The sequence below is a fragment of the Fodinibius sp. GM21 genome (assembly GCF_058386955.1).
Window position 1 is genome coordinate 1 of the sequence record NZ_JBYEIQ010000001.1, and the last position, 22,198, is coordinate 22,198.

Genomic DNA, 22,198 nt, shown 5'->3' on the forward strand with positions numbered 1-22,198 from the left:
CCCGCTCTTTTTTTATTACCTAACGGTGATCCCACGCGGGGTCACCGTTTTTTTTGTTTTGGGTCTTAAATCTTGGTGTATAATCAATGAATAAGTCCCCTTATACGTTTTTACCAAGGTATATTATTCGGTATATTATAGGCTTATAAGGACATTTTGTTTTTAAAGGGTATAGTTGTTATAAACTCTCTCAAAATTTGTTAGTGGTTATGGACTTTTCTGATTTTATCAATCGATATAAAGATAAGCTGCACAATCTCTTCAATATTAAAAGTGATATTGATGAGTTAAGCTTAAGCCGTGGTTTGCCTGATGAGATATTTAATCAAGTTATGGATTGCAAACCGCTGAGTGTATTTATTCCTGAAGAATATGGAGGTCGAGGGGCAGAAACACATGAGGCACTGGCAATGTTAGAAGCCAGTTCATACGAGTCGCTTCCTCTTTCGTTAATGATGGGTATCAATGGGGCGCTTTTTCTACAGCCAGTAGCCAATTACGGCCGTGAAGAAGTTAAACAATCTATTTTTGATAGATTTTTGTATGAAAAAAATATGGGTGGACTAATGATTACAGAGCCTGATTTTGGTTCTGATGCCCTGCACATGGAGACTTCTTTTAAGAAGATTAACTCAGACAAAGGTGATGCTTTTAAGGTCAGTGGAACAAAGCATTGGGCGGGTTTAACAGGCGCTGCAGATTTTTGGTTGATTACGGCTCGCAAAGAAAACAGTAGCGGTGATCTAGGACGTGATATAGGTTTCTTTATTCATGATAGTAAACGCGGAGGCATTGAAGTAGAAGAATACTATAAGAATTTAGGGTTATATATGCTGCCGTATGGAAGGAATAAAATTAACATTACGGTACCTGAAGAATATAAATTACAGCCTAAATCTATCGGTATTAAGATGATGTTGGATGTACTGCATCGTAGTCGGTTGCAATTCCCGGGTATGGGCATTGGCTTTTTGAAGCGACTAATGGACGAGGCCATAACACATTGCAAAGAGCGCTATGTTGGAGGACAAAGTCTGTTTAATTATGATCAGGTCAAGAAGCGATTAAACAGATTGCAATCTTCCTTTACGGTGTGTTCTGCGATGTGTGCATTTACCAGTTCAAATGTACCCCTTACCAAAGATGTATCGAACATGGATCTTACGGCTAATGCCATTAAAACGTATACTACGGATCTGATGCAACAAGCTGCACAATCTTTATTGCAGTTAACCGGTGCCAAAGGATATCGATTGGATCATATTGCCGGACGAGCACTTATTGACAGTCGTCCATTCCAGATTTTTGAAGGCTCAAATGATATTTTATACCAGCAAATTTCAGAATCAGTTTTAAAAAATATGCGTAAGCTGAAACTCAAAAACCTCCACAAGTTTTTGAGTGAGTTTAAACTTACAGAACGTGCTTCGGATTATTTTTCTGATCTGTTAGATTTTAAAATTGATCATACTTTAGCCCAAGATCGGTTAGTTGAACTTGGAAAAATATTAAGTCGTGTAATTTCTCTTGAGTTTACGTTACGTCTTGGTGACAAAGGTTTTAATAAAGATCTCATAAATAATGCCATAACAGTTCTCAAAACAGATGTAGAAAGAATGGTGGCCTCTTTTACAAACGAGAAAGCCCCCAGTGTTGTTGAGAATTATGAAGAATCAAGTTCTTGGTTGGAATCGATTTTGCCCCAACACGCTCACAGTCAATAAGCGTTCTGCCAATCTAACACAAGCGCTATGGAGAAGGTTGTAGTTTTGACCGGTGCTGGCATGAGTGCCGATAGTGGGTTAAAAACCTTCCGTGACTCTGATGGCCTATGGGAAGGTCATGATGTTCAAGAAGTGGCAACACCGCAGGCATGGCAAAGAGATAAAGAACTTGTTTTAGAATTTTACAATGAGCGCCGTCAGCAATTACATTCGGTAGATCCCAATTCCGGACATCAAGCACTGGCCGAGTTAGAAGAGCAGTATGATGTAACCATTATCACACAAAATGTGGATGATTTGCATGAACGTGCCGGCTCATCGGATGTGATACATTTACACGGAGAGCTTTCGAAGGTTCGCAGCGAAGAAGATCCATCACTGATATATGATATCGGTGGTGATACTATTGAAGTGGGAGATACTGCTGAGGATGGGGCACAGTTAAGGCCTCATGTTGTCTGGTTTGGAGAACCGGTTCCAAACATGCGAAAAGCTGCCAAAACTGTATCTAAGGCTGACATATTAATTGTGATTGGTACTTCGCTTGTCGTTTATCCTGCAGCGGGGCTAGTTGATTTAGCAGACCAAAATATCCCAAAATATATTATTGATCCTGCCACTCCCGAACTTCGAACGTTTAAAGGATGGGAGCATGTTCAGGAGCGTGCAGCAGAAGGAACCCCAAAATTGATTCAGGATTTATTAGAGAATTAGAAAAATAATTTTTGATATAATTTTATGAGTGACCATAAAGCAAGTAAAGAAGAGAAAGAAGTTTTAGAGAATTATTTATTACAATTTTTAAACCTGGAAAAACGATATCCGTTACTTCCCGGTATTGAAAATGAAGAAGCTATGGCCGGGTTGATGGGATTAGAAAAAGAGGAGCTGAAAGAGCTTCGCGATCGTTTTTCTTCTAATGCCAAAGAAGCGGCAATTGAATTATTAGAAGATGGAGAAGTAGCAGAATGGATCGAAGAACTACCCTTTGAACAGGGAGACACCATTGTTGCTATTGGAGATTCGTTGACGGATGATCTGCAAAGCTGGTTTAACATCTTCCAACATGTATTGGAGATTGGGCTCGAAGATGCAGATTTGACCTTTGTGAACAGTGGCGTATCCTACAATACCTCGACTGATGCACTTAAACGATTAAACCGTGATGTATTAGATCACGATCCGGACTGGGTTATTGTGGCCTTAGGCACGTTTGATGCCCAGCGCTTACATGTATCGCCGGATCGTACATTGGTATCATTGGCCGATTTCTGGGAAAATCTCAATACTATTGAAACCGTGGTTAGTGAGGTGACTGATAACCCGTTAATCTGGCTTACGCCTCCCCCGGTTATTACTGAAATGCAGCAGCAGATGAGACTTTTCCATTTCGATCTTTTTGAGGAAGATTTGAGTCAGTATCGTGAAATATTAACCGGCAAAAAAGGATACATAGTCGATCCTCTTGGAGAACGGATGAAAGATAAAGATGACAGCGTAGAGGATCAGGAAGAGGAAGAGCCGGGCCCGGCTGCTTGGAATTATTTGAGTGATGGTCTACATCCGTCACTTTCCGGTCATTCAAATACCGTAAAAGAGCTTATTCGGTATTTAGCTCTGGCAAAAGAACCTGAAGAAGGTGCTCAGTTTGAAACTCCCGATGATTATGATGCGGAAGTGGACGATGATTAGAGGGTTACCTTCAGTTCGAGAACATTTAACGAAGGTTTGTAACTGGTGCTAAAACGTTTACTGGAAAGCTGTTTCTGTTCGATAAGTTCAGGATTAACCATTCCAACTTGTATCGTTTGATCGGCGTTGCTATAGGTTATGAGGCCATTGACGTGTTGTTGGGAAGACAACGTAGAAGCCTGTAGATTAGCAGGTTTTTCAGCAAGCGTGAAAGCATCGATTAGCCCGAATCCCATACCAAGCCATGCCCCGGCACCTGCACCGTATTGCAACCCCTGTTCAATTCTTTCTTGCAGGATTAAGGTGACGGAAGACCCCACAAGCATCCCACCGACTGCTCCATAAATAGTATCGAGTAATACGAGAATTGATCGGTTTGTACCATCATTAAAGGTGCCGGAAATATAAAATTGTTCTCCCTTTTCAACTTGGGACATATCATAAGCGCCCATGCCAATGCCATAAAGGGTTCCTGCGCCAAGCCCGACTTCAACCGGTCTATAGTCATTAGAGTTTTGAAGCGCCATAGTTGCTCCGCCGAGCAGTACGCCGTTCATAGCTCCATTTAGCGTGCTACTGCCTAATATTTCAATGGATTGTGCTTTAAGGATGTTTTGTGATAGGGTAATACCGAAAATAATGGCAAGTAATAGAACGAAATATTTTTTCACGATCCTTGAGTGCTATGTAATTAAAATTGCAGCGTAAATGTAGAAAATATTGGTTAAGAGTCCAGTTTATATTACTCGGGATCTTTGAGCGCTACAGGTAGAATTTTTCCATTATAAAACGTAGATCCTTCTATGGCAAAATTTGCGATATAACTTCCCATTTCTTTAGCAGTTAATGGGGCCTCGATTCCAGGAAAAGCTTCTTCGAGCATTTTGGTTTGTACCGCTCCGAGACACAAAGCATTTGCTTTAATATTCTTATCCGATAATTCAACTGAAAGGCACTCCGTTAAGATGCTGAGAGCTCCCTTTGCGACGCTGTATGCTGCAAGACCTGGAAATTTAGCACTGCCTTGAAACCCTCCCATACTGCTGATGTTCACAATATGAGCATCCTTGCTAAATAAAGAGAGCATTTTTTTTGTAATATGTACAGCACTGATCAGATTACTTTCCAGCTGTGATCGCCAATCATCCAGTGTAAGTTCCTCGAATGATTTATTAATTAAGGCTCCCGCATTGTTGATGAGAATATCAACGGTGTTAAAACCTTTTTGCAGTTGATTTATTAGTTTATCAACATCTCTTTGATCCCTAAGATCAGTGGGATTGGCAGAAATGTTTGGGGAACTATTGGCTAACTCGTTTAACGGTTGCTCAGATCGGGCAACGGCTATAGCATGATGTCCTTTATCAGCAAGATCAATACAAGTTTCACGACCTATACCACGACTTGCACCAGTTACAACAGCAACTTTTGACATAACAACAGTTTAATTTTTTAATGAATGTACAAATCCAAATTAGACCTTACAACGTAGATCTTCATTTTAAAAGTTTTGACCTCATTGCGTTGTTAAAGTGACCTAATTTATTCATATTTATAGCCGAAAATATGCGTATATCATACGAAATTGAAGTTTAAAATTTAGTCACTAATTTGGTAGTTATGGCTGATTCAACTGAGCGTCCCTTAGTGCCCGTAAACATTCGAGATTTATCTCCTTATGTGGCAGGTAAAACCATTACAGAAGTCGAAGAAGAATATCAGCCACCGCAAATATCTAAGCTGGCATCTAACGAAAATAGATTGGGATGCAGTCCAAAGGTGAAGCACGAAGTTGTAAAGGCGATGCAGGAGATTCAAGATTACCCGGATCCGATTTCCAGACAGCTTCGCGAAGTTCTGGCGGAGGAGAATAATGTACAGCCGGACAATATAATGATTGCTGCAGGATCTGAAAGTGTCATTGCAAATCTCTGCCGCACTTTTTTTCTGAATCATGAGGAAGCTATTACCGCCGACGCAACCTTCGTCGGTTTTTTTGTTCAGGCGAATATTCGAGGAGTTTCTATCGACAAGGTGCCGGTGACGAATGACTATCGGTTTGATCTTGATGCAATGGCAGAGCGCATCACCAACCGCACGAAAATGATATACATTGCCAATCCGAATAATCCGACAGGTACCTATATTACTGATTCAGAGTTTGAACGTTTTATGCGAAAGGTGCCGAGCGATGTATTGGTTGTTATGGATGAGGCTTACTATGAATATGCAAAAGAGGTGGCGGATTACCCGCATTCACTTGACTATGATTATGATAATGTGATTACACTTCGCACTTTTTCTAAAGCATACGGACTAGCGGGATTTCGGATCGGTTATGCGATTGCATCTGAGAGAATTATCAGCGAGATGATGAAAACAAAGTTGACTTTTGAACCTACTACTCCGGCCCAGGCAGCGGCACTGGCAGCACTTGGAGATCAGCAGTTTCTGAAAAAGACAAAAGATGTAGTTGAAGAGGGAAGGAATAGGCTTTACCAGTTTTTTGAAAAACACAATGTCAATTATGTCCCTTCTATTTCCAACTCGGTGATGATGATTTTACCTGATGAACAGCAGGCTATCGACTTTACACAGGCGATGCTGGAAGAGGGTGTTATTTTGCGGCGAATCAATGCTTTTGGATTGCCACATTGTGTACGGATAACCATCGGACGTAAAAAAGAGATGAAGCACTTTGAGCATAGTTTTGAAAAAGTGATGAACGCATAGAAATTATTGAAATAATCTCATAATAAATTGACAGTTATGCCCACTAAAGAAGAGCAACAGAAAGAAATGCCCGAAGTAATATCGTCGATCGATTGGAGTTGGTTGGCAAAGCTGATGATGGCCTCCCGAGCTATGGACAATAAAGAAGAGAATGAGCTCGTCCCTAATAAAGATGTGCTGTATCAATTTTCGGCCCGGGGTCATGAGCTCGGACAGATTTTATTGGGATCACAGCTTACACACAAGCATGATGCAGCCAGTGCATATTATCGTTCACGTCCACTAATGCTTTCACTGGGATTAAGCTTGGAGGATGCTATGGCAGCGCCTATGGCAAAGTCGGGCGGATACAGTGACGGGCGCGATATTGGAGTGGTTTGCAATAAACCAGGTATCGATGGACCTACGGTGTTGCCTATGGCCGGTGATGTGGGATCACAGTATACACCCGCAATCGGCTGGGCACAGGGCATCCGGTATCATCAAAACCAATTAGATGAGGAAGAATATGAACGAGCCATTTCTGTGGTTTTGGGGGGAGAGGGCTCGGTTGCTACAAATGGATTCTGGTCAGCCTTGACCATTGCTACAACGCAGGATTTACCCGTGCTATTTTATGTTGAAGATAATGGATATGGGATTTCAGTCCCGGGAGAATTTCAAACACCAGGCGGTAACATTGCAAAAAACCTGTATTCTTTTAAAAACATCAGAATTTTTGACGGAGACGGTACAGATCCTGTGGAAGCGGCTGATCTTATTAGTCAATCGGTGAATTATGTGCGGGATAGAAAAGGTCCGGCATTAATTCATCTTACCATGCCGCGCTTGAATGGACACTCTTACCAGGATAATCAAGCCTATAAACCGGATGATTTGATCGAAGAGGAAGAGCAGAATGATCCGTTGGATTATGTAAAAACGTTCTTAGTTCCTGATCGGATTTCTGACGATGATTGGAAGGAGCTGGAAAAACAGGCTGACAAAGATATTGAAGAAGCTGCTGAGGCGGCCTTGGCGCGTCCCGAACCCGACCTTCAGGAAACAGAGCGTTATGCTTTTTCGGAAACGGATGCAAATGGAAACTTGGATACTCAGCTCATTGGTGGACTGGCGCCCTCAGATCATACTTTCCCTAAAAGCTCTGAAACGCCCAAAGCCGGTAAGCAGCGCATTAATATTGTAGAAGCTATACGTAAAACACTGGATTACGAACTTGAAACCAATCCCAAGCTGATGGTTTTCGGTGAAGATGTGGGAGCAAAAGGAGGGGTTCATGCTGTGACGATGGGACTCCAGACCAAGCACGGCGAATCGCGTGTTTTTGATACCAGTCTTTCCGAAGAGGGAATCATCGGTCGATCGGTAGGATTGGCCTATCAGGGATTGATGCCCGTAGCAGAAATTCAGTTTCGTAAGTACGCTGATCCGGCTACCGAGCAGCTTAATAATTGCGGTACGATCCGCTGGCGTACTGCCAATCAATTTGCAGCACCTATTGTAGTGCGTATGCCCGGTGGTTTTGCAAAGTGTGGTGATCCATGGCACAGCCTTAGCAACGAAGTCTTTTTTGCTCATGCGGTCGGATGGGAAATTGTAATGCCCAGTAATGCACAGGATGCTGTTGGACTCTTGCGCTCCGCTATGCGTAGCAATAATCCGACTATCTTTTTTGAGCACCGTAATTTGTTGGATGCCAAATATGCGCGTAAACCTTATCCAGGTGATGAATATTTGGTACCCATTGGAAAAGCTAACAAATTACAGGAGGGAGAAGATCTTACGATTGTAACATGGGGGGCCATGTGTGAACAGGTAGAAATTGCTTTAAACGAAATGGATATCTCTGCTGATATCTTGGATCTTCGCTCTATTATGCCATGGGATAAAGAAGCTGTATTAGAATCTGTCCAAAAGACTAACCGCTGTTTGATTGTCCATGAGGATACAAAAACAGCCGGTTTTGGTGCTGAAATAAGTGCAGTTTTGTCTCAAGAGGCATTTACATACTTAGATGCTCCTATTGAACGGCTTACCATGCCTGATATACCTGTTCCATATAATGTTGAATTAATGGATGCTGTGTTGCCAACATCCGAAAAAATTATTGAGAAAGTTAAAGCTTTGGTAGCTTTTTAGGGTATAACTTTCAAAAATGGTTTAGATTGACTTCCTTTAAAAAACATTGTACTGGTTGACGTCATGCAGTTGATTAATTTACACATTTGATGGGTTGGGAATAGAGCAAGTTTGCTGACATTGGTTTATCTGCCTTTGTTCTTATAAAATGGGTATACAGTTAATCTTTTAACTTTTATGAAGCTTAGTACCAAGTTAATAGGTAGCTTTTCAATAGTAGTCCTCTTTATGGGGGGTATTGGTTTAACCGCATCATATTTTAATCATGCGGTTAAAGACCAAGTGACATTCGAAAGCGAGAAGGCGATTCAGGAGGTTACTTTAGCCGGCGAACTGGGGTTACAGCTTTTTAAAAGCTTGACCAGAACGCAATATTTGCTGGAGGATAGCTATCGTGAAAGTCTCTCGATGGATTACAGCAGGAGTAATAGAACCAAAGAGGTTCAAATTGCAGAGATTGATAAATCTCTTGCAGAGTTTGAAAAGAGCCTGGAAGAGTTGAGAACACTGGTGAAGTCAAATCAGAAAGGTATTTTTGAACCTACCTTAGATTCTGCGAAAGTTCTCAGCTTGTTAGAGAACTTGGAAAAAAAGTACAGAAATTATTCGGCGCTACTTACTCAATTCCAAAATATCAGTACCGAAAACTATCAGGACCGCAAAGAGTTTTTTACGGTGACTATAGAGCCATACTTTCGATCCAATTTATTGCCTAAGATAGATCAGCTTCGAAATCACATCCAACAAAACCATCGGCAGCAAATTGCCGGTTTAAATAGTCAGCTTGACAAGGTAGGGTATATTTTGGTGATTGCCACCGGTATAGCTCTAGTTATTGCAATTATTCTTTCTCTGTTTATTTACCGATCGATAGCAAACCCTATTGCAAAAATTGCAGATGCAGCCCAAAGTGTGGGGCAGGGAAATTTACAGAATCGGATTGGCTACGACTCCAACGATGAGTTGGGACAGCTGAGTTCTACTTTTGATCAGATGGCAGAAAACCTTAGCAAGACGACGGTGTCTCGGGACTATGTGGATAGCATTATAGAAGCTATGGCAGATCTGCTGGTTGTAACCGATGAAGATTTACACATTACGAGAGTTAATTCGGCAGTGTCAGCGATTTTAGGGTACACAGAGGATGAGTTGCTTGGTCAACCGATTGATATATTATTCAATGAAATTCCTGATGAAACTTTTACCAAACAATATACGGATAGCAACAAAACGTATACCGGTGAACTAATTGGAAAAAATGAGAATGCTATTCCGGTTAGCATATCCAGAGGAAAAATAAGCGGTAAAGAAAGATCGGTTGAGGGATATGTATTTGTTGCCAGTGATATAAGTTCGGAAAAGAAAGCCCAGCAAAAAATCTCAGAATCTCTGCGTGAAAAAGAAGTTCTATTGGCAGAAATCCATCACCGCGTAAAGAATAATTTAGCTGTTATTTCGGGACTGCTTCAAATGCAGATGTGGGAATCAGAAAACGAAAATGCCAAATCTGCTCTTCAACAGAGTCATTTGAGGGTACAAAGCATTGCCTTGGTACACGAGAAACTCTATCAATCAGAATCGCTATCGTATATCCAGTTTGACCGTTATTTAAAAGATTTACTGCACACCATTGCAGATATATATATTGGTGATGAATCTGATATTGATATTAACTCGAATCTTAATGCTCTTACTCTTAATGTAAATCAGGCTATTCCCTGCGCATTATTAATCAACGAATTGGTCATTAATGCATTTAAATATGCCTTTGAAAATATTGACGGGGGAACGATTAATATTGAGGTCCAAAAAAATGAACACCAGGTATTGGTAAAGGTAAGTGATAATGGCCACGGATTTGCTGAATCTGATGAGTTAGGCAATGCTCAATCTTTGGGCTTAGAGCTCGTTGATACATTGGTTGAGCAATTGAATGGAGATCTCAAACTTTATAACCAGGATGGGGCGCATATCGAATTTAGATTTACTCCTGAAGGGGTATCGAATACGACGTAATTAATATTCTCTGTCCGAAAATTGCTTCCTCTCGTTGAGCACATCTACAAGTACAATTAATATTGTCATTTCTGATAAAAGGTGATCCTCACTGTTAAGGATGAAGGTGAGGAGCTGCTAAAATATCAAGAATTCGGTTATGAAAGTTTAACGAAACTTGTTGAGCTCCCAGCTTAATGGAGGTATAATCTGGGAGAAAACGAAAAGGACTCAGACTAATATTTTGCACTAAGGTTGAAAAAGAAATCCCTTTCGTTGATCTTCGATTAAATAGAATCACTTGCTTTTGAATTCCTCGATAAAGTTTTTGGTAAAATCAGAAAGAACCAGTCGACCACTTATTTCCGCTCGTTTTTCAAGAAGCTCGTCCCAGTCTTCCGTTCCTTTCCAGAGTACCTTCTTCAGTTCTCTCATTGCATCGGGACTATAAGCGGCAAGCTGCTTTGCCAACGAGTCCACTTCTTCATCCAGGTCAAAATGATTTTCGCAGATTTTTGAAAACAGCCCGTTTTCCCGAGCCCACTTGGCGGAGTTCCAACTTGAAGCATCTACAGAGAGGGTGCTAAATGCTGAGGTACCTACTTTCCGTTCAACGGCAGGACCAACTACAAAAGGACCGATACCCAAAGCGAGTTCACTTAGCTTAATAGCTGCAGATTCGTGTGCTATAGTGTAATCTCCTGCTGATGCAATGCCAACTCCACCACCTACCGTTTTGCCTTGTACGCGGACGATAATAAGCTTAGGGCACTGGCGCATGGCGTTAAGCACCAGTGCAAATCCCATAAAGAAATGCTTCCCTTCTTCGTAATCATCAATGGCAATGAGCTCATCAAAAGAAGCTCCGGCACAAAAAGCACCATCCCCACGACTTTTCAATACCAGTACGTGCGCATCGGGATTGTTGCCCATATCAGTTATAGTATTTGCCAAATTCCGCAGTATTTGTCCTGGCAGGGAGTTCCCTTTGGGATGATAAAATTCAATAGTTCCAATGTTATTTTTAATGTTGGTCGTAATTTCTCCGTTTTCAGACATATTCGTGAATTTATTTGCCACGGATGAACGTGGATCTATATTTATGTATTCGTTTAAATCTGTGACTGATTAATTTTCTTCTTCAAAAATATCCATATCCAAAACTTCACGACGTTTGATGAGTGTCAGAATCGTATATTCTGCAACCAGTTCCTCATCTTGGTTCGTGACTTCCACATCCCAGTAAATGATACCAAATGGAAACTTGTCTTTGGCCTTTTTCTGGCGAACCTTTTTGCTTTTCACGATCAGCTTAGCCTGGATGGTATCACCGGGTGCAACGGGAGCAACAAACCGGAGGTTTTCCAATCCATAATTGAGAATAACCGGTCCCTCATCGGGATGGACAAACAACCCGGCTGCCCGAGAAAGTATAAAATAGCCGTGTGCTACAATTTTACCGAATAGGGACCGCTCGGCCGCGTCTGGATCAGTATGTGCATAAAATTCATCGCCGGACAGATCTGCAAATCGTTCGATATCTTCTTCAGTTACCGTATGAGTGTCCGTGGTACGAGCCTCCCCGACTTCGAGATCTTCAAAATACTGCTGGAAGGGATGTACATCGGCCTCTTTGGTTTCGGCACCTTTGATGTATTGATTGGTGATATTGGTAAGGGTAGTGGGAGATCCCTGTAGAGCTACGCGCTGCATATTATGGATGACTGCTCGTGCTCCGCCCAGCTCTTCACCACCGCCGGCATGGCCCGGTCCGCCATGGATCATATGTGGCATCGGGGAACCGTGTCCGGTAGACTCTTTTGCACAATCACGGTTAACCACCATAAATCGTCCGTGATAGGGAGCGCATCCCAGCGTAATTTCACGGGCAATGTGGTCATCCGCTGTAAAAAGTGATCCCACCAGAGATCCGTCGGCTTTGTTAGCCAGTTTTATTGCCTCTTCATTTGATTCGTAGGGCATTACGGTAGTCATAGGTCCAAAAGCTTCAATTTTATGAACCTCATCAACTTCCATTGGTTTATGGCAAAGCAGTACTTTGGGACTGGTAAAAGCTCCTTTATGCTTTCCATTACCGTTGCTGTATATGGATTCGGTTGTTTGCAACAGGGACGAAACCTGTTCTTCGAATCGTTTGGCCTGTGTGGTGCTGGCCAACGGACCCATTTTCGTCTTTTTTTGTCCGGGATCGCCGATGGGAGTTTTATTCAATCGTTCTTTCAATGCTTCGATCACATCTTCGATACGTTCTTTTGGGACAATTGTCCGGCGAATAGCAGTACACTTTTGTCCCGTTTTTACGGTCATTTCTTCAGCAACCTCATCAACAAAAAGGTCGAACTCTTCCATGTCGGGAGTCACATCAGCACCTAAAATCGAGCAGTTCAGCGAATCGGCTTCCAGGTTGAACCGTACGTTGTTGGCCACGATGTTGGGATGCGCTTTTAGTTTCTGTCCCGTTTCTGCTGATCCGGTAAAAGAAACAGAATCTTGACTGCTAAGATGGTTCAATAGATCGCCAGGAACATCGGCAGCAATAAATTGAATAGCTCCTTCCGGAAGTAGATTTGATTTCAGCATATCTTCAAAAACCTTATAGGCCAGGTAAGAGCCTGTGGGTGAAGGCTTGATGATGGCCGGCATCCCGGAAATTATGCAAGGAGCCAGTTTTTCCAACATGCCCCAGACCGGAAAGTTAAAGGCATTTATATGTGCCGCCACACCGTGACGCGGAACACAGATATGTTGTCCCACAAACGTTCCTTCGCGTGACAGCCGTTCGTGACTGCCTTCCACATGATAGGGCAGATCCGAAAGTTCGATACGTGACTTGCTGGAAAGCGTAAACATACTGCCGATACCTCCTTCGATATCAATCCACGAATCCTGTCGCGTAGCACCGGTGTGTGTCGAGAGTTCGTAATAATCTTCCTTTCGTTCCAAGAGGTATTGGGCCAAAAATTTAATTTTGAACGCCCGCTCATGGATAGACATAGATCGAAGCTTTGGACCTGCCTGCTGTCGGGCGTACTCGCACATTCCCTTATAGTCGAGGTCTGCTTCGACTAGCTGGGCAACAGGATTCCCCGTTACAGCACTGATAAGATCCGTTTCTTTTCCATCTTCAATCCATTGACCTTTGGAATAGCTTTTTACTTTCATAGTAAATTCAATTTAGGCCGCTTATTCTCACAGATATTTGTTAATAAATTAGTTTTTATCTGTGCACATCTGCAGCTATTTATCTTTCCTATTTCCCCACGTTTTGTACTTTTTTGACTGGCTTGGTTGATCTTCCGGTTCCTCCCGAAGCGGTTTGCACTCTTTCAATGAATTATGAAGTTGTCCGGGAAGCTGCTGATACAATTCGGTGCCTTTCGTTTTCCATTCGATCATTTCATCGGAAACATCTCTCACAATTTTTGCCGGGTTTCCTATTACTAATTTTCGCTTGGGGACTTTCATCCCTTCCCTTAAAAATGACATGGCTCCGACGATACATTCATCACCTAATTCTACATTGTCCATTACTACAGAATTCATCCCAACAAGGCAGTTGCGCCCGATATGACCACCATGAATAATGGCGCCGTGACCGATATGTGCACTTTCTTCAAGTACTACTGTCACGCCAGGAAACATGTGGATCGTACAATTTTCTTGCACATTGCATCCATCCTTGATCACAATTTTTCCCCAGTCACCGCGGATGGCTGCTCCCGGCGCTATATAGACATCTTTGCCGATAATCACATTACCCGTTACCGCTGCCTGTGGGTGTACAAAAGCACTTTCATCTACAACCGGTTTATATCTTTCAAACTGATAGATTGCCATAATGGATTTAAGTTTTCACAAAGTCATTAAGATCAAAATAATTAATGTTCAAGTTTCTAAGTGACTTTGTGATTGTTAAAACTACACTTTTTCTAGAATTACGGCCATACCTTGCCCAACTCCAACACAGAGTGTACAGAGTGCATATTGTTTATTTTGTTCATGTAGTTCTATGGATGCCGTTTGCAATAACCTTGCACCTGACATACCCAACGGATGTCCGAGTGCGATAGCTCCGCCATGCGGATTCACGCGCGGATCATCATCTTCGATGCCCAGCTCACGCAACACCGCCAGACTCTGTGCTGCAAAAGCTTCGTTCAATTCGATAATATCCATGTCGTCAAGGGTTAGGGAAGTCCGGCTTAATACTTTTCTGGTTGCGTCCACTGGCCCCATCCCCATAATACGGGGTTCTACACCGACTACTGCCGAAGCTACAATGCGTGTCATCGGCTCAAGGCCAAAATCCTTGATGGCTGTATCACCGGCTAGTAGCATTCCGCATGAACCGTCATTAATTCCGCTGGCGTTTCCCGGAGTTACGGTTCCGTCATCCCGAAAAACAGCCGGCAATTTGCTAAGAATTTCTACCGTAGTTTCGGGACGGATAAACTCATCTTCATCAAATATTTTAGGATCACTTTTTTTCCGGGGGATCTCAACGGGCATGATCTCCTTGGCCATGCGTCCGCTTTTGGTTGCTTGAGTTGCTTTTTGTTGCGACCATGCCGCAAACTTGTCTTGATCCTCGCGGCTCACATCGAACTTCTCTACGATATTTTCAGCCGTTTGGCCCATTGCCTCACTGCCATACTGCTCATCCATTTTAGGATTTACAAATCGCCAGCCAAAAGTAGTGTCATGCATTTCGGTATTTCCTGAATAGGGTGCTTCTCCTTTACCAAGTACCATTGGCCCACGGGTCATATGTTCCATGCCACCGGTTATGAACAAATCGCCTTCGCCCACGTTGATCGATTTATAGGCCATCACGGCGCTGCTCATTCCAGACGCGCAAAGTCGATTGATCGTTTCGCCGGGAACCGATACCGGAAGTCCCGCCAGCAGTGCTGCCATACGAGCTACATTGCGATTGTCTTCGCCTGCCTGATTAGCGCATCCAAAGATCACATCTTCTATACGCTCAGGATCGATGTTTGAATTTCGGTTCATCAGTTCTTCGATTGTCAATGCGGCCAAATCATCTGCCCGAATGGGAGACAGGGCGCCACGATATTTGCCGATGGGAGTTCGAATGGCATCAATAATGTAAGCTTCAGACATAAATTAGTAGTGAGTTGTAAGTATTGAGCAGCAATAGGTCAGATTTTATTCTGAATCTCTTGTTACTCAAAACTAAGTTCTAATTATTTTCCTTAAAATGATATTCTTGGGTTCTGAAAACCGTTCCGCGAAACAAGGCGACTTGTTCATCATCCTGATTGGTAATACTTATGTTATAGACGCCGATGCGTCGGCCAATGCTGAGTTCTTCAGTTTCCGCGATTAGTGTATCACCGGAAACAACTTTTTTCATAAATGAAATATTGTTCTCCATTGCTACGGCTATCCTACCATAACTGTTAGAGGCAAAAGCCAGGGCACTATCGGCCAGTGAAAAAGCAATTCCGCCGTGCGAGACCTTAAATCCATTTACCATGTTTTCTCGGATTCTCATTTCCAGTTTTGCATAACCGGGGTTTATATCAACGACATCAATGCCCAGCCACCGACTAAAGGCATCATCCGTCAACATTTTATCAACCACTTTTTCAGCAAGTTTTTGTTTTTCCATAAGCGGCAGTTTTACAAAGGTTGATACGGAATAAATAGCCTAGCATCCGTGAAGATCTGTGGTTAATGAAATGTTTCTCCGTTACGAACTTTGCGTTTTAATAATGGATTTGGGCGATAGCGATCTTCGCGATATTCAGTCTGTAAACGCGTAATACGATCAAGCACTTTTTGTAAGCCAATCTCGTCTGCCCATTTCAGCAATCCTTTAGGATAGTTGACCCCTTTGGTCATAGCCAAATCCACATCCTCAACGGTGGCGATATTCATAAATACCGCATCGGCTGCTTCGTTAATTAGCATAGCCACAATGCGATCTACTATTTGCTGGCCCAATTCTCTATCCTTTGTTGGCTTGGGATTATCGGCCTCATCTCCATACTCATAGAAGCCTTTGCCAGACTTTTTGCCCAACCAGCCGGCCTCGACCATCCGTTTTTGTGTAAAAGACGGCTTAAATCGTGGATCATAGAAAAATTCTTCGAAAACAGTTTCGGTGACCTTGTAATTCACATCGTGACCGATAAAATCCATTAATTCAAAAGGACCCATCCGAAATCCGCCAATCTCCTTCATCGCCCAGTCAATAGTCGAGACATCAGCAACGCCCTCCTCGTACTGACGAATGGCCTCGCTGTAAAACGGACGGGCTACACGATTTACGATAAAGCCGGGTGTATCTTTGGCTAAAACCGTCGTTTTTCCCCATTCGTCAATTTGTTGTCGGGCGGCTTGCGTAATTTCATCAGAAGTAGCAATGCCCCGCACAATCTCTACGAGTGGCATAATGGGAGCGGGATTAAAAAAGTGAATTCCCAGAAAACGCTTAGGTTTTTTTAGTGCCGATGAGATGGAGGCAATCGATAGGGAAGAAGTGTTTGTTGCTAAAATGCAATCATGCGAAACAATACCCTCCAGGCGCTGGAAGACATCTTGTTTAATATCAATATCTTCAACAACAGCTTCGATAACGAGACTACATTCATCGTAATTGGTGAGATCTTCTACAAAGTGGATACGATTCAAAATTCCGTCCACTTCTTCCTGGCTCATGCGTTCTTTTTCGACCTGGCGTTGCAGAATTTTTCGGAGGGCGTGTTTGGCTTTGCCCAACTGATCGGGATAGGCATCATATAAATAAACTTTGTGATTGTTTTGGGATGCTATCTGAGCAATGCCTTGTCCCATAGTGCCAGCGCCTACTACACCAATAATCTCATCTTTCATTTTTTGCGGTAATTATTTCAAATTCTTGCACTCTGAAAATAATGAATTCAATCCTAAAACCAACTCAAGTTCATTTGTTAGAGAACGATATCATTTTCCCTTAAACTCTGGTTTTCGCTTCTCCAGAAATGCCTGTACTCCTTCGTGATAATCCTCGGTTTTACCGGCCTCGGTTTGAAGATCAGCCTCCAGTTCAAGGTGCTCGTCTAATTTATTAGATAGGGATTGATTAATAGCCTCTTTGTAAAGTGCAAACCCTTTAGTAGGCATTTGGGCTAACTTCTGACAAATAGATTGGGCTTCTTCTATCAGCTTATCAGCTTCTATTGCTTTATAAATGAGACCAATTTCTTCGGCTTTTTCGGGAGTGATTTTTTCGTCCAGCAGATACATCGCATTAGCTCGTTGAAGTCCGACCAGACGCGGCAGGAAAAAAGTGCCGCCGCTGTCGGGAATGAGTCCGATTTTACTGAACGACTGAACGAAAACGGATTGTTTTGAAGCCAACACAAGATCACAGGCTAGTGCTATGTTAGCTCCCGCGCCTGCTGCTGTTCCGTTAACGGCGCAGACCACAGGTTTGTCCAGTTCTCGAATGGCATTGATGATAGGATTGTAGCTTTTGCGTACAGTTTCTCCGAGTTCATAATCATCTCCTTTGTCGACAACTTCCGGCAGATCTTGCCCCGCGCAAAAAGCCTTACCTTTTCCTGTAAGTAACACACAGCGAACGCCTTCATTTCTTGTTGCATTGGTTAATTCCTGTTGCAACTCTTTTGCCATTGGTTCAATAAAGCTATTGAGCTTATCAGGACGGTCCAAGGAAATTGTCAAAATCTTGTTTTCAAGAGAGGTAGAAATATATTCACTCATAATTAAATAATTTTAGGCCGCGGATTTACACGGATTGAAACAGATATACCTTGAGTTTGTCGGCGGCTTATATACACTTAAAATGTTCAAAGGGTTCTTCGCAATCGTGACAGTAATATTGTGACTTACATGCTGTAGAGCCAAACCCACTTTGCAGCTCGGTATTTGTGGAATCGCAATACGGACAAGGAATAACCCGGCTCGAACCTTTGAGTGTTTTCAGAAAATCGTCATCTTTTTCGGTTGTGCCGGGAGGAGCAATTCCATAGTCTTTCAGCTTCCTCTTGGCTTCATCCGACATCCAATCCGTAGTCCAAGTCTCAGAAAAATCCTTCTTCACCTCGAAATTTTGTATGCCGTTTATTTTAAGTGTTTTCTCGATCTCTTGTTCGATAGCTTTCATTGCAGGACATCCGGAATAGGTGGGGGTTATGCGGACAATTACTTTTTCTTCTTCAACGGTAACCTCTCTAGCAATCCCGAGATCGATAATAGATAGTACGGGGATTTCCGGGTCTTTGACATCCGCAAGCAGATCCCAGATTTCATCTTTGTTATACGTTATTTTAGTAGCCATAACATTTTATTAACGAGCTGTTTGCTTGGGAATCCCTATTAATAATAAACTAAAAACCAATAGTTACTCCCAGTCTGCATCGGGATACGAACGACGCAAGTGCTGCATTTCTGCCAGCAGATGCCCCAAATGTTCAGTATGTAATCCTTTGCGACTGCCTTCTACCATAAATTGATCAAAATCCGGAGCTTCCAATGTTGCTTCGGCCAGTGTATCTGAAACCAAATTTTTCCAGTCTGATTTGAAGGTTTCGGTATTGGCAGCCAGATTTCTATCCTGCAAAAATTCATCGACTTCATCCTGATGGAATAATTCTCCTGTATAGGTCCATATGTCATTAAAAGCATCCTGGATGCGCTCGTGGCTTTCTTCCGTGCCATCGCCGAGTCGTAATATCCATTCACGGCTGTGACGCAGGTGATATTTTACTTCTTTAAAATGTTTTTCAACCATTCCGCGGAACTGTTCATCCTCAACGTCCGACAATAACTGGTATAAATAATAGCTGTACGATGAAAACAGAAACTGTCGAGCAATAGTAAAGCCGAAATCACCTTTTGGCAATTCCGTAATTTTTAGATTTTTGTACTCAACATCATTGCGGAAGTAAACTAAATCGTCACGGTGACGTCCTTCTCCCTCGATTTCAGCGGCATATTCATAAAGATTGGCAGCGTGACCAATATAATCCAAAGCGATGTTCGCCAAGGCAATATCTTCTTCCAAGATGGGACCGTGGCCACACCATTCTGAGAGGCGATGGCCAAGAATCAGGCGGTCATCAGCCAAGCGGACCAGGTATTCAAAAAGTGCTTCTTGTTTCGTTAATTCTTTTGTAGCTGTACTCATGATCGTCGTTTTGAAACTCGGGGTACACTGTAAAATTGCGGATGCCGATAGGGTTTGTCATCGGCCGGATCAAAAAATGGTCCGGCATCTTCCCCTTTGGAAGCTACTATCTGGTCGCTTGGAACCACCCAAATATTGACGGCTTCCCTGCGTCGCGCGTATACATCTCGGGCATTTTCCAAGGCTTTTTCCGCATCAGGGGCATGCAGGCTACCGGCATGTTCATGGGGTTTTCCGTCTCTGGGTTGGGTAAAGACTTCCCAAAGCGGCCATTGTGTATCTTCGTTTTCAGATTTTTTATCGTTGCTCATCTTAGACTGTTATTCAGAATATAATTTAATTTTTAAAGGCAATGCTGTAGTTATTATTGATTGCTTGAAAGAGCCAAATAACCTTTTAACTCGCTTTTTCTTTACTCAATTTCTGTTTTCGGGCGTATTCTTCTGCCGCTTCGCGGACCCATTTACCATTTTCATGCGCTTCCCGACGCGCTCTCATGCGTTCCTTATTCATAGGTCCATTGCCCTTCACAACATTCCAAAACTCATCCCAGTCAATTTCACCAAACTCCCAGTGTCCGGTTTCTTCATTATATTCCAAATCCGGGTCGGGAATTTCGATACCTACCTCATGAGCTTCTGCAACATGGCGATCTACAAAGCTTTGTCGAAGTTCGTCGTTGGTTTTTGACTTGACGCCCCATTTAATAAGCTCAGCACTATTAGGTGAGTCGTCGTCGTGTGGGCCAAACATCATTAGCGTTGGCCACCACCAGCGGTTTACCGCATCTTGAATCATCTCCTGTTGCTCAGGAGTGCCATCCGCCATTTTAGCAACCATTTCGTATCCTTGTTTCTTATGGAAACTTTCCTCTTTACAAATACGCACCATGGCACGTGAATAGGGACCGTAGGAGCTTCGCGCCAGCATTGTTTGATTGATGATAGCAGCACCATCCACAAGCCAGCCTATTACGGCTACATCGGCCCACGATAAGGTGGGATAGTTGAAAATACTCGAATATTTTGCTTTGCCTTCCAACAGTTGGTCAATTACTTCTTGCCGGCTAGCGCCCAGCGTTTCGGTAGCACTATAGAGATAAAGGCCGTGACCTGCTTCATCTTGCACCTTGGAAAGAAGAATCATTTTACGACGAAGCGACGGAGCACGGGTAATCCAGTTTCCTTCGGGTAACATACCCACAACTTCGGAATGGGCGTGTTGCGACATCATCCGGATAAGTTGTTGTCGATAGCGATCCGGCATATCGTCTTTGGGTTCAATCGTTTCTCCATTGTCGATGCGTTCCTGGAATGTTTTCATCTTGGTTTGATTACTCAATAATTATCGCTTTAATGAAACCGGTTTCACCCGAACATATACATGAACATCAAATTAAACAAATACATTCAATAAAACGCATTGAACTCATTAATCTTATAAGTAAAATGCAAGTGTAATTAAATAATTTGAGACGTAAACCGTTGGATACTATATTAACTTATGTTAAACATTAACAAATATATTGAGGTGTAGTACAAGATGGGGGCACAAGCAGATCATACCGCGACATTAAAACGACCTGTCGAAGAAGAATTTGATGACCATCTTGGACTTCAGGATGTTGATTTTGTAGAGCATTATGTTGGTAATGCCAAACAGGCCAGTCATTTTTATCAAACGATTTTTGGGTTTGAGCTTAAAGCGTACAGTGGGTTGGAAACTGGAAATCGAGATCGGGTTTCCTATTTGTTGCAGCAGGGTAACATACGCTTTTTAATTACCTCATCGCTCAATAGTAAATCACCCATTGGCGCCCATATTGCCAAGCATGGAGATGGTATTCATGATATTGCCATGGATGTAGAAGATGTAGATCGTGCTTATAAAGAAACCGTCAAACGCGGAGCAGAAGGCGTTGAAGATCCTCACAATCTGGAAGATAAGCACGGAACCATTCGTAAAGCCGCAATTGCTACTTATGGTGATACTATTCATACCTTAATTAATCGGTCGAATTATGATGGCATATTTATGCCAGGTTTTGAACCTGCAGAATCCCCCATAAAAAAGATTGAACCGGTAGGTGTACAGTATGTAGATCACTGCGTGGGCAATGTGGAGAAAGGAAAAATGAACGATTGGGTTGATTTCTATCGCGATGTGATGGGCTTTACGCAGTACATTCATTTTGATGATAATGATATATCAACGGAGTATTCGGCCTTAATGTCGAAAGTGATGGCGGGTGGGCGCGGGATGATCAAGTTTCCGATAAATGAGCCGGCAGAAGGGAAAAAGAAATCCCAGATTGAGGAATTCCTTGATTTTTATGAAGGCCCGGGTGTACAGCATGTTGCACTGTTGACGGGTGATATTATTAAAACAGTGAAGGAGCTGAAAGGGCGCGGATTGGAGTTTTTGCACGTGCCAACTACTTACTATGAGGAGTTGGAGAATCGCGTTGGAAAAATTGATGAACCCATCGATCAGCTTGAGGAGTTGGGTATTCTTGTTGACCGGGATGATGAAGGGTACTTGCTGCAGATTTTTAGCAAGCCGGTGGTAGATCGACCGACCTTCTTCTTTGAGATTATTCAGCGAAAAGGAGCTCGCGGATTTGGAAAAGGAAACTTCAAAGCGCTGTTTGAAGCTATTGAACGGGAGCAAGAAAAACGAGGAAATTTATAAATGATAGTAACGAGTAGTGAGTATTGAGATGGTCTCATTACTC

Annotated in this window: 20 protein-coding genes; 7 read left to right on the forward strand and 13 right to left on the reverse strand. The window is 42.6% G+C overall.

Features of this window, described 5'->3' with window-relative positions:
• Positions 1-209 precede the first annotated feature (209 nt).
• From ACT3IB_RS00005 to ACT3IB_RS00015, 3 genes are read left to right on the forward strand one after another with little or no spacing between them, the layout of a single operon-like run.
• A complete protein-coding gene (locus ACT3IB_RS00005; RefSeq protein ID WP_491536960.1) occupies positions 210-1,724 on the forward strand; it encodes an acyl-CoA dehydrogenase family protein in 1,515 nt (504 codons plus the stop codon).
• A 27-nt stretch (positions 1,725-1,751) separates the two neighbouring features.
• Positions 1,752-2,438, forward strand: a complete 687-nt coding sequence (locus ACT3IB_RS00010; protein ID WP_491536961.1) for an SIR2 family NAD-dependent protein deacylase — start codon at positions 1,752-1,754, stop codon at positions 2,436-2,438.
• Positions 2,439-2,462: 24 nt separating this feature from the next.
• Positions 2,463-3,416: an SGNH/GDSL hydrolase family protein gene (locus ACT3IB_RS00015; protein ID WP_491536962.1), complete on the forward strand. Its 954-nt coding sequence runs from the start codon at positions 2,463-2,465 to the stop codon at positions 3,414-3,416.
• Here the strand turns inward: ACT3IB_RS00015 and ACT3IB_RS00020 are convergent.
• Together ACT3IB_RS00020 and ACT3IB_RS00025 are read right to left on the reverse strand one after the other, a co-directional pair.
• Positions 3,413-4,087, reverse strand: a complete 675-nt coding sequence (locus tag ACT3IB_RS00020) for a hypothetical protein (RefSeq protein WP_491536963.1) — start codon at positions 4,085-4,087, stop codon at positions 3,413-3,415. The two genes, ACT3IB_RS00015 and ACT3IB_RS00020, sit on opposite strands and share 4 nt — an antisense overlap.
• 71 nt (positions 4,088-4,158) lie before the next feature.
• Positions 4,159-4,851 carry an SDR family NAD(P)-dependent oxidoreductase gene (locus tag ACT3IB_RS00025; RefSeq protein WP_491536964.1) on the reverse strand — a complete coding sequence of 231 codons (693 nt, stop codon included), beginning with the start codon at positions 4,849-4,851 and terminating at the stop codon, positions 4,159-4,161.
• Between the two features lie 185 nt (positions 4,852-5,036).
• Here ACT3IB_RS00025 and hisC point away from each other — a divergent pair, with 185 nt between their 5' ends.
• The 3 genes from hisC (at position 5,037) to ACT3IB_RS00040 (ending at position 10,304) form a co-directional block, all read left to right on the forward strand.
• Positions 5,037-6,149 carry a histidinol-phosphate transaminase gene (hisC, locus tag ACT3IB_RS00030; RefSeq protein ID WP_491536965.1) on the forward strand — a complete coding sequence of 371 codons (1,113 nt, stop codon included), beginning with the start codon at positions 5,037-5,039 and terminating at the stop codon, positions 6,147-6,149.
• A gap of 36 nt (positions 6,150-6,185) precedes the next feature.
• Entirely contained in the window at positions 6,186-8,288 is a 2,103-nt protein-coding gene (locus ACT3IB_RS00035) for an alpha-ketoacid dehydrogenase subunit alpha/beta (RefSeq protein WP_491536966.1), read from the forward strand.
• A gap of 177 nt (positions 8,289-8,465) precedes the next feature.
• Entirely contained in the window at positions 8,466-10,304 is a 1,839-nt protein-coding gene (locus ACT3IB_RS00040; RefSeq protein ID WP_491536967.1) for a histidine kinase dimerization/phosphoacceptor domain -containing protein, read from the forward strand.
• Positions 10,305-10,580: 276 nt separating this feature from the next.
• Here the strand turns inward: ACT3IB_RS00040 and ACT3IB_RS00045 are convergent, their stop codons facing one another.
• From ACT3IB_RS00045 to paaA, 11 genes are all read right to left on the reverse strand, one after another.
• A complete protein-coding gene (locus ACT3IB_RS00045) occupies positions 10,581-11,342 on the reverse strand; it encodes an enoyl-CoA hydratase/isomerase family protein (protein WP_491536968.1) in 762 nt (253 codons plus the stop codon).
• A gap of 69 nt (positions 11,343-11,411) precedes the next feature.
• Positions 11,412-13,466 carry a phenylacetic acid degradation bifunctional protein PaaZ gene (gene paaZ / locus ACT3IB_RS00050; RefSeq protein ID WP_491536969.1) on the reverse strand — a complete coding sequence of 685 codons (2,055 nt, stop codon included), beginning with the start codon at positions 13,464-13,466 and terminating at the stop codon, positions 11,412-11,414.
• 75 nt (positions 13,467-13,541) lie between these two features.
• Entirely contained in the window at positions 13,542-14,141 is a 600-nt protein-coding gene (locus tag ACT3IB_RS00055; RefSeq protein WP_491536970.1) for an acyltransferase, read from the reverse strand.
• Between the two features lie 81 nt (positions 14,142-14,222).
• Positions 14,223-15,428 carry a 3-oxoadipyl-CoA thiolase gene (gene pcaF / locus ACT3IB_RS00060; protein ID WP_491536971.1) on the reverse strand — a complete coding sequence of 402 codons (1,206 nt, stop codon included), beginning with the start codon at positions 15,426-15,428 and terminating at the stop codon, positions 14,223-14,225.
• A 79-nt stretch (positions 15,429-15,507) separates the two neighbouring features.
• Complete coding sequence (gene paaI / locus ACT3IB_RS00065) at positions 15,508-15,939, reverse strand: hydroxyphenylacetyl-CoA thioesterase PaaI (protein WP_491536972.1); 432 nt, start codon at positions 15,937-15,939, stop codon at positions 15,508-15,510.
• A 62-nt stretch (positions 15,940-16,001) separates the two neighbouring features.
• Positions 16,002-17,165 (reverse strand): 3-hydroxyacyl-CoA dehydrogenase NAD-binding domain-containing protein, encoded by a 1,164-nt coding sequence (locus tag ACT3IB_RS00070; protein WP_491536973.1) that lies wholly within the window; start codon positions 17,163-17,165, stop codon positions 16,002-16,004.
• A 90-nt stretch (positions 17,166-17,255) separates the two neighbouring features.
• Positions 17,256-18,038: an enoyl-CoA hydratase-related protein gene (locus ACT3IB_RS00075; RefSeq protein WP_491536974.1), complete on the reverse strand. Its 783-nt coding sequence runs from the start codon at positions 18,036-18,038 to the stop codon at positions 17,256-17,258.
• A 67-nt stretch (positions 18,039-18,105) separates the two neighbouring features.
• A complete protein-coding gene (gene paaD / locus ACT3IB_RS00080) occupies positions 18,106-18,615 on the reverse strand; it encodes a 1,2-phenylacetyl-CoA epoxidase subunit PaaD (protein WP_491536975.1) in 510 nt (169 codons plus the stop codon).
• A 63-nt stretch (positions 18,616-18,678) separates the two neighbouring features.
• Positions 18,679-19,464 (reverse strand): 1,2-phenylacetyl-CoA epoxidase subunit PaaC, encoded by a 786-nt coding sequence (gene paaC / locus ACT3IB_RS00085; RefSeq protein WP_491536976.1) that lies wholly within the window; start codon positions 19,462-19,464, stop codon positions 18,679-18,681.
• On the reverse strand, positions 19,461-19,775 hold the full coding sequence (gene paaB / locus ACT3IB_RS00090) for a 1,2-phenylacetyl-CoA epoxidase subunit PaaB (protein ID WP_491536977.1): 315 nt from the start codon (positions 19,773-19,775) through the stop codon (positions 19,461-19,463). The genes paaC and paaB overlap by 4 nt, the downstream gene beginning before the upstream one ends.
• An 85-nt stretch (positions 19,776-19,860) precedes the next feature.
• Positions 19,861-20,787: a 1,2-phenylacetyl-CoA epoxidase subunit PaaA gene (gene paaA / locus ACT3IB_RS00095; protein WP_491536978.1), complete on the reverse strand. Its 927-nt coding sequence runs from the start codon at positions 20,785-20,787 to the stop codon at positions 19,861-19,863.
• Between the two features lie 219 nt (positions 20,788-21,006).
• On the opposite strand from paaA, the gene hppD reads away from it, so the two are divergent.
• On the forward strand, positions 21,007-22,155 hold the full coding sequence (gene hppD / locus ACT3IB_RS00100; RefSeq protein WP_491536979.1) for a 4-hydroxyphenylpyruvate dioxygenase: 1,149 nt from the start codon (positions 21,007-21,009) through the stop codon (positions 22,153-22,155).
• Positions 22,156-22,198 lie beyond the last annotated feature (43 nt).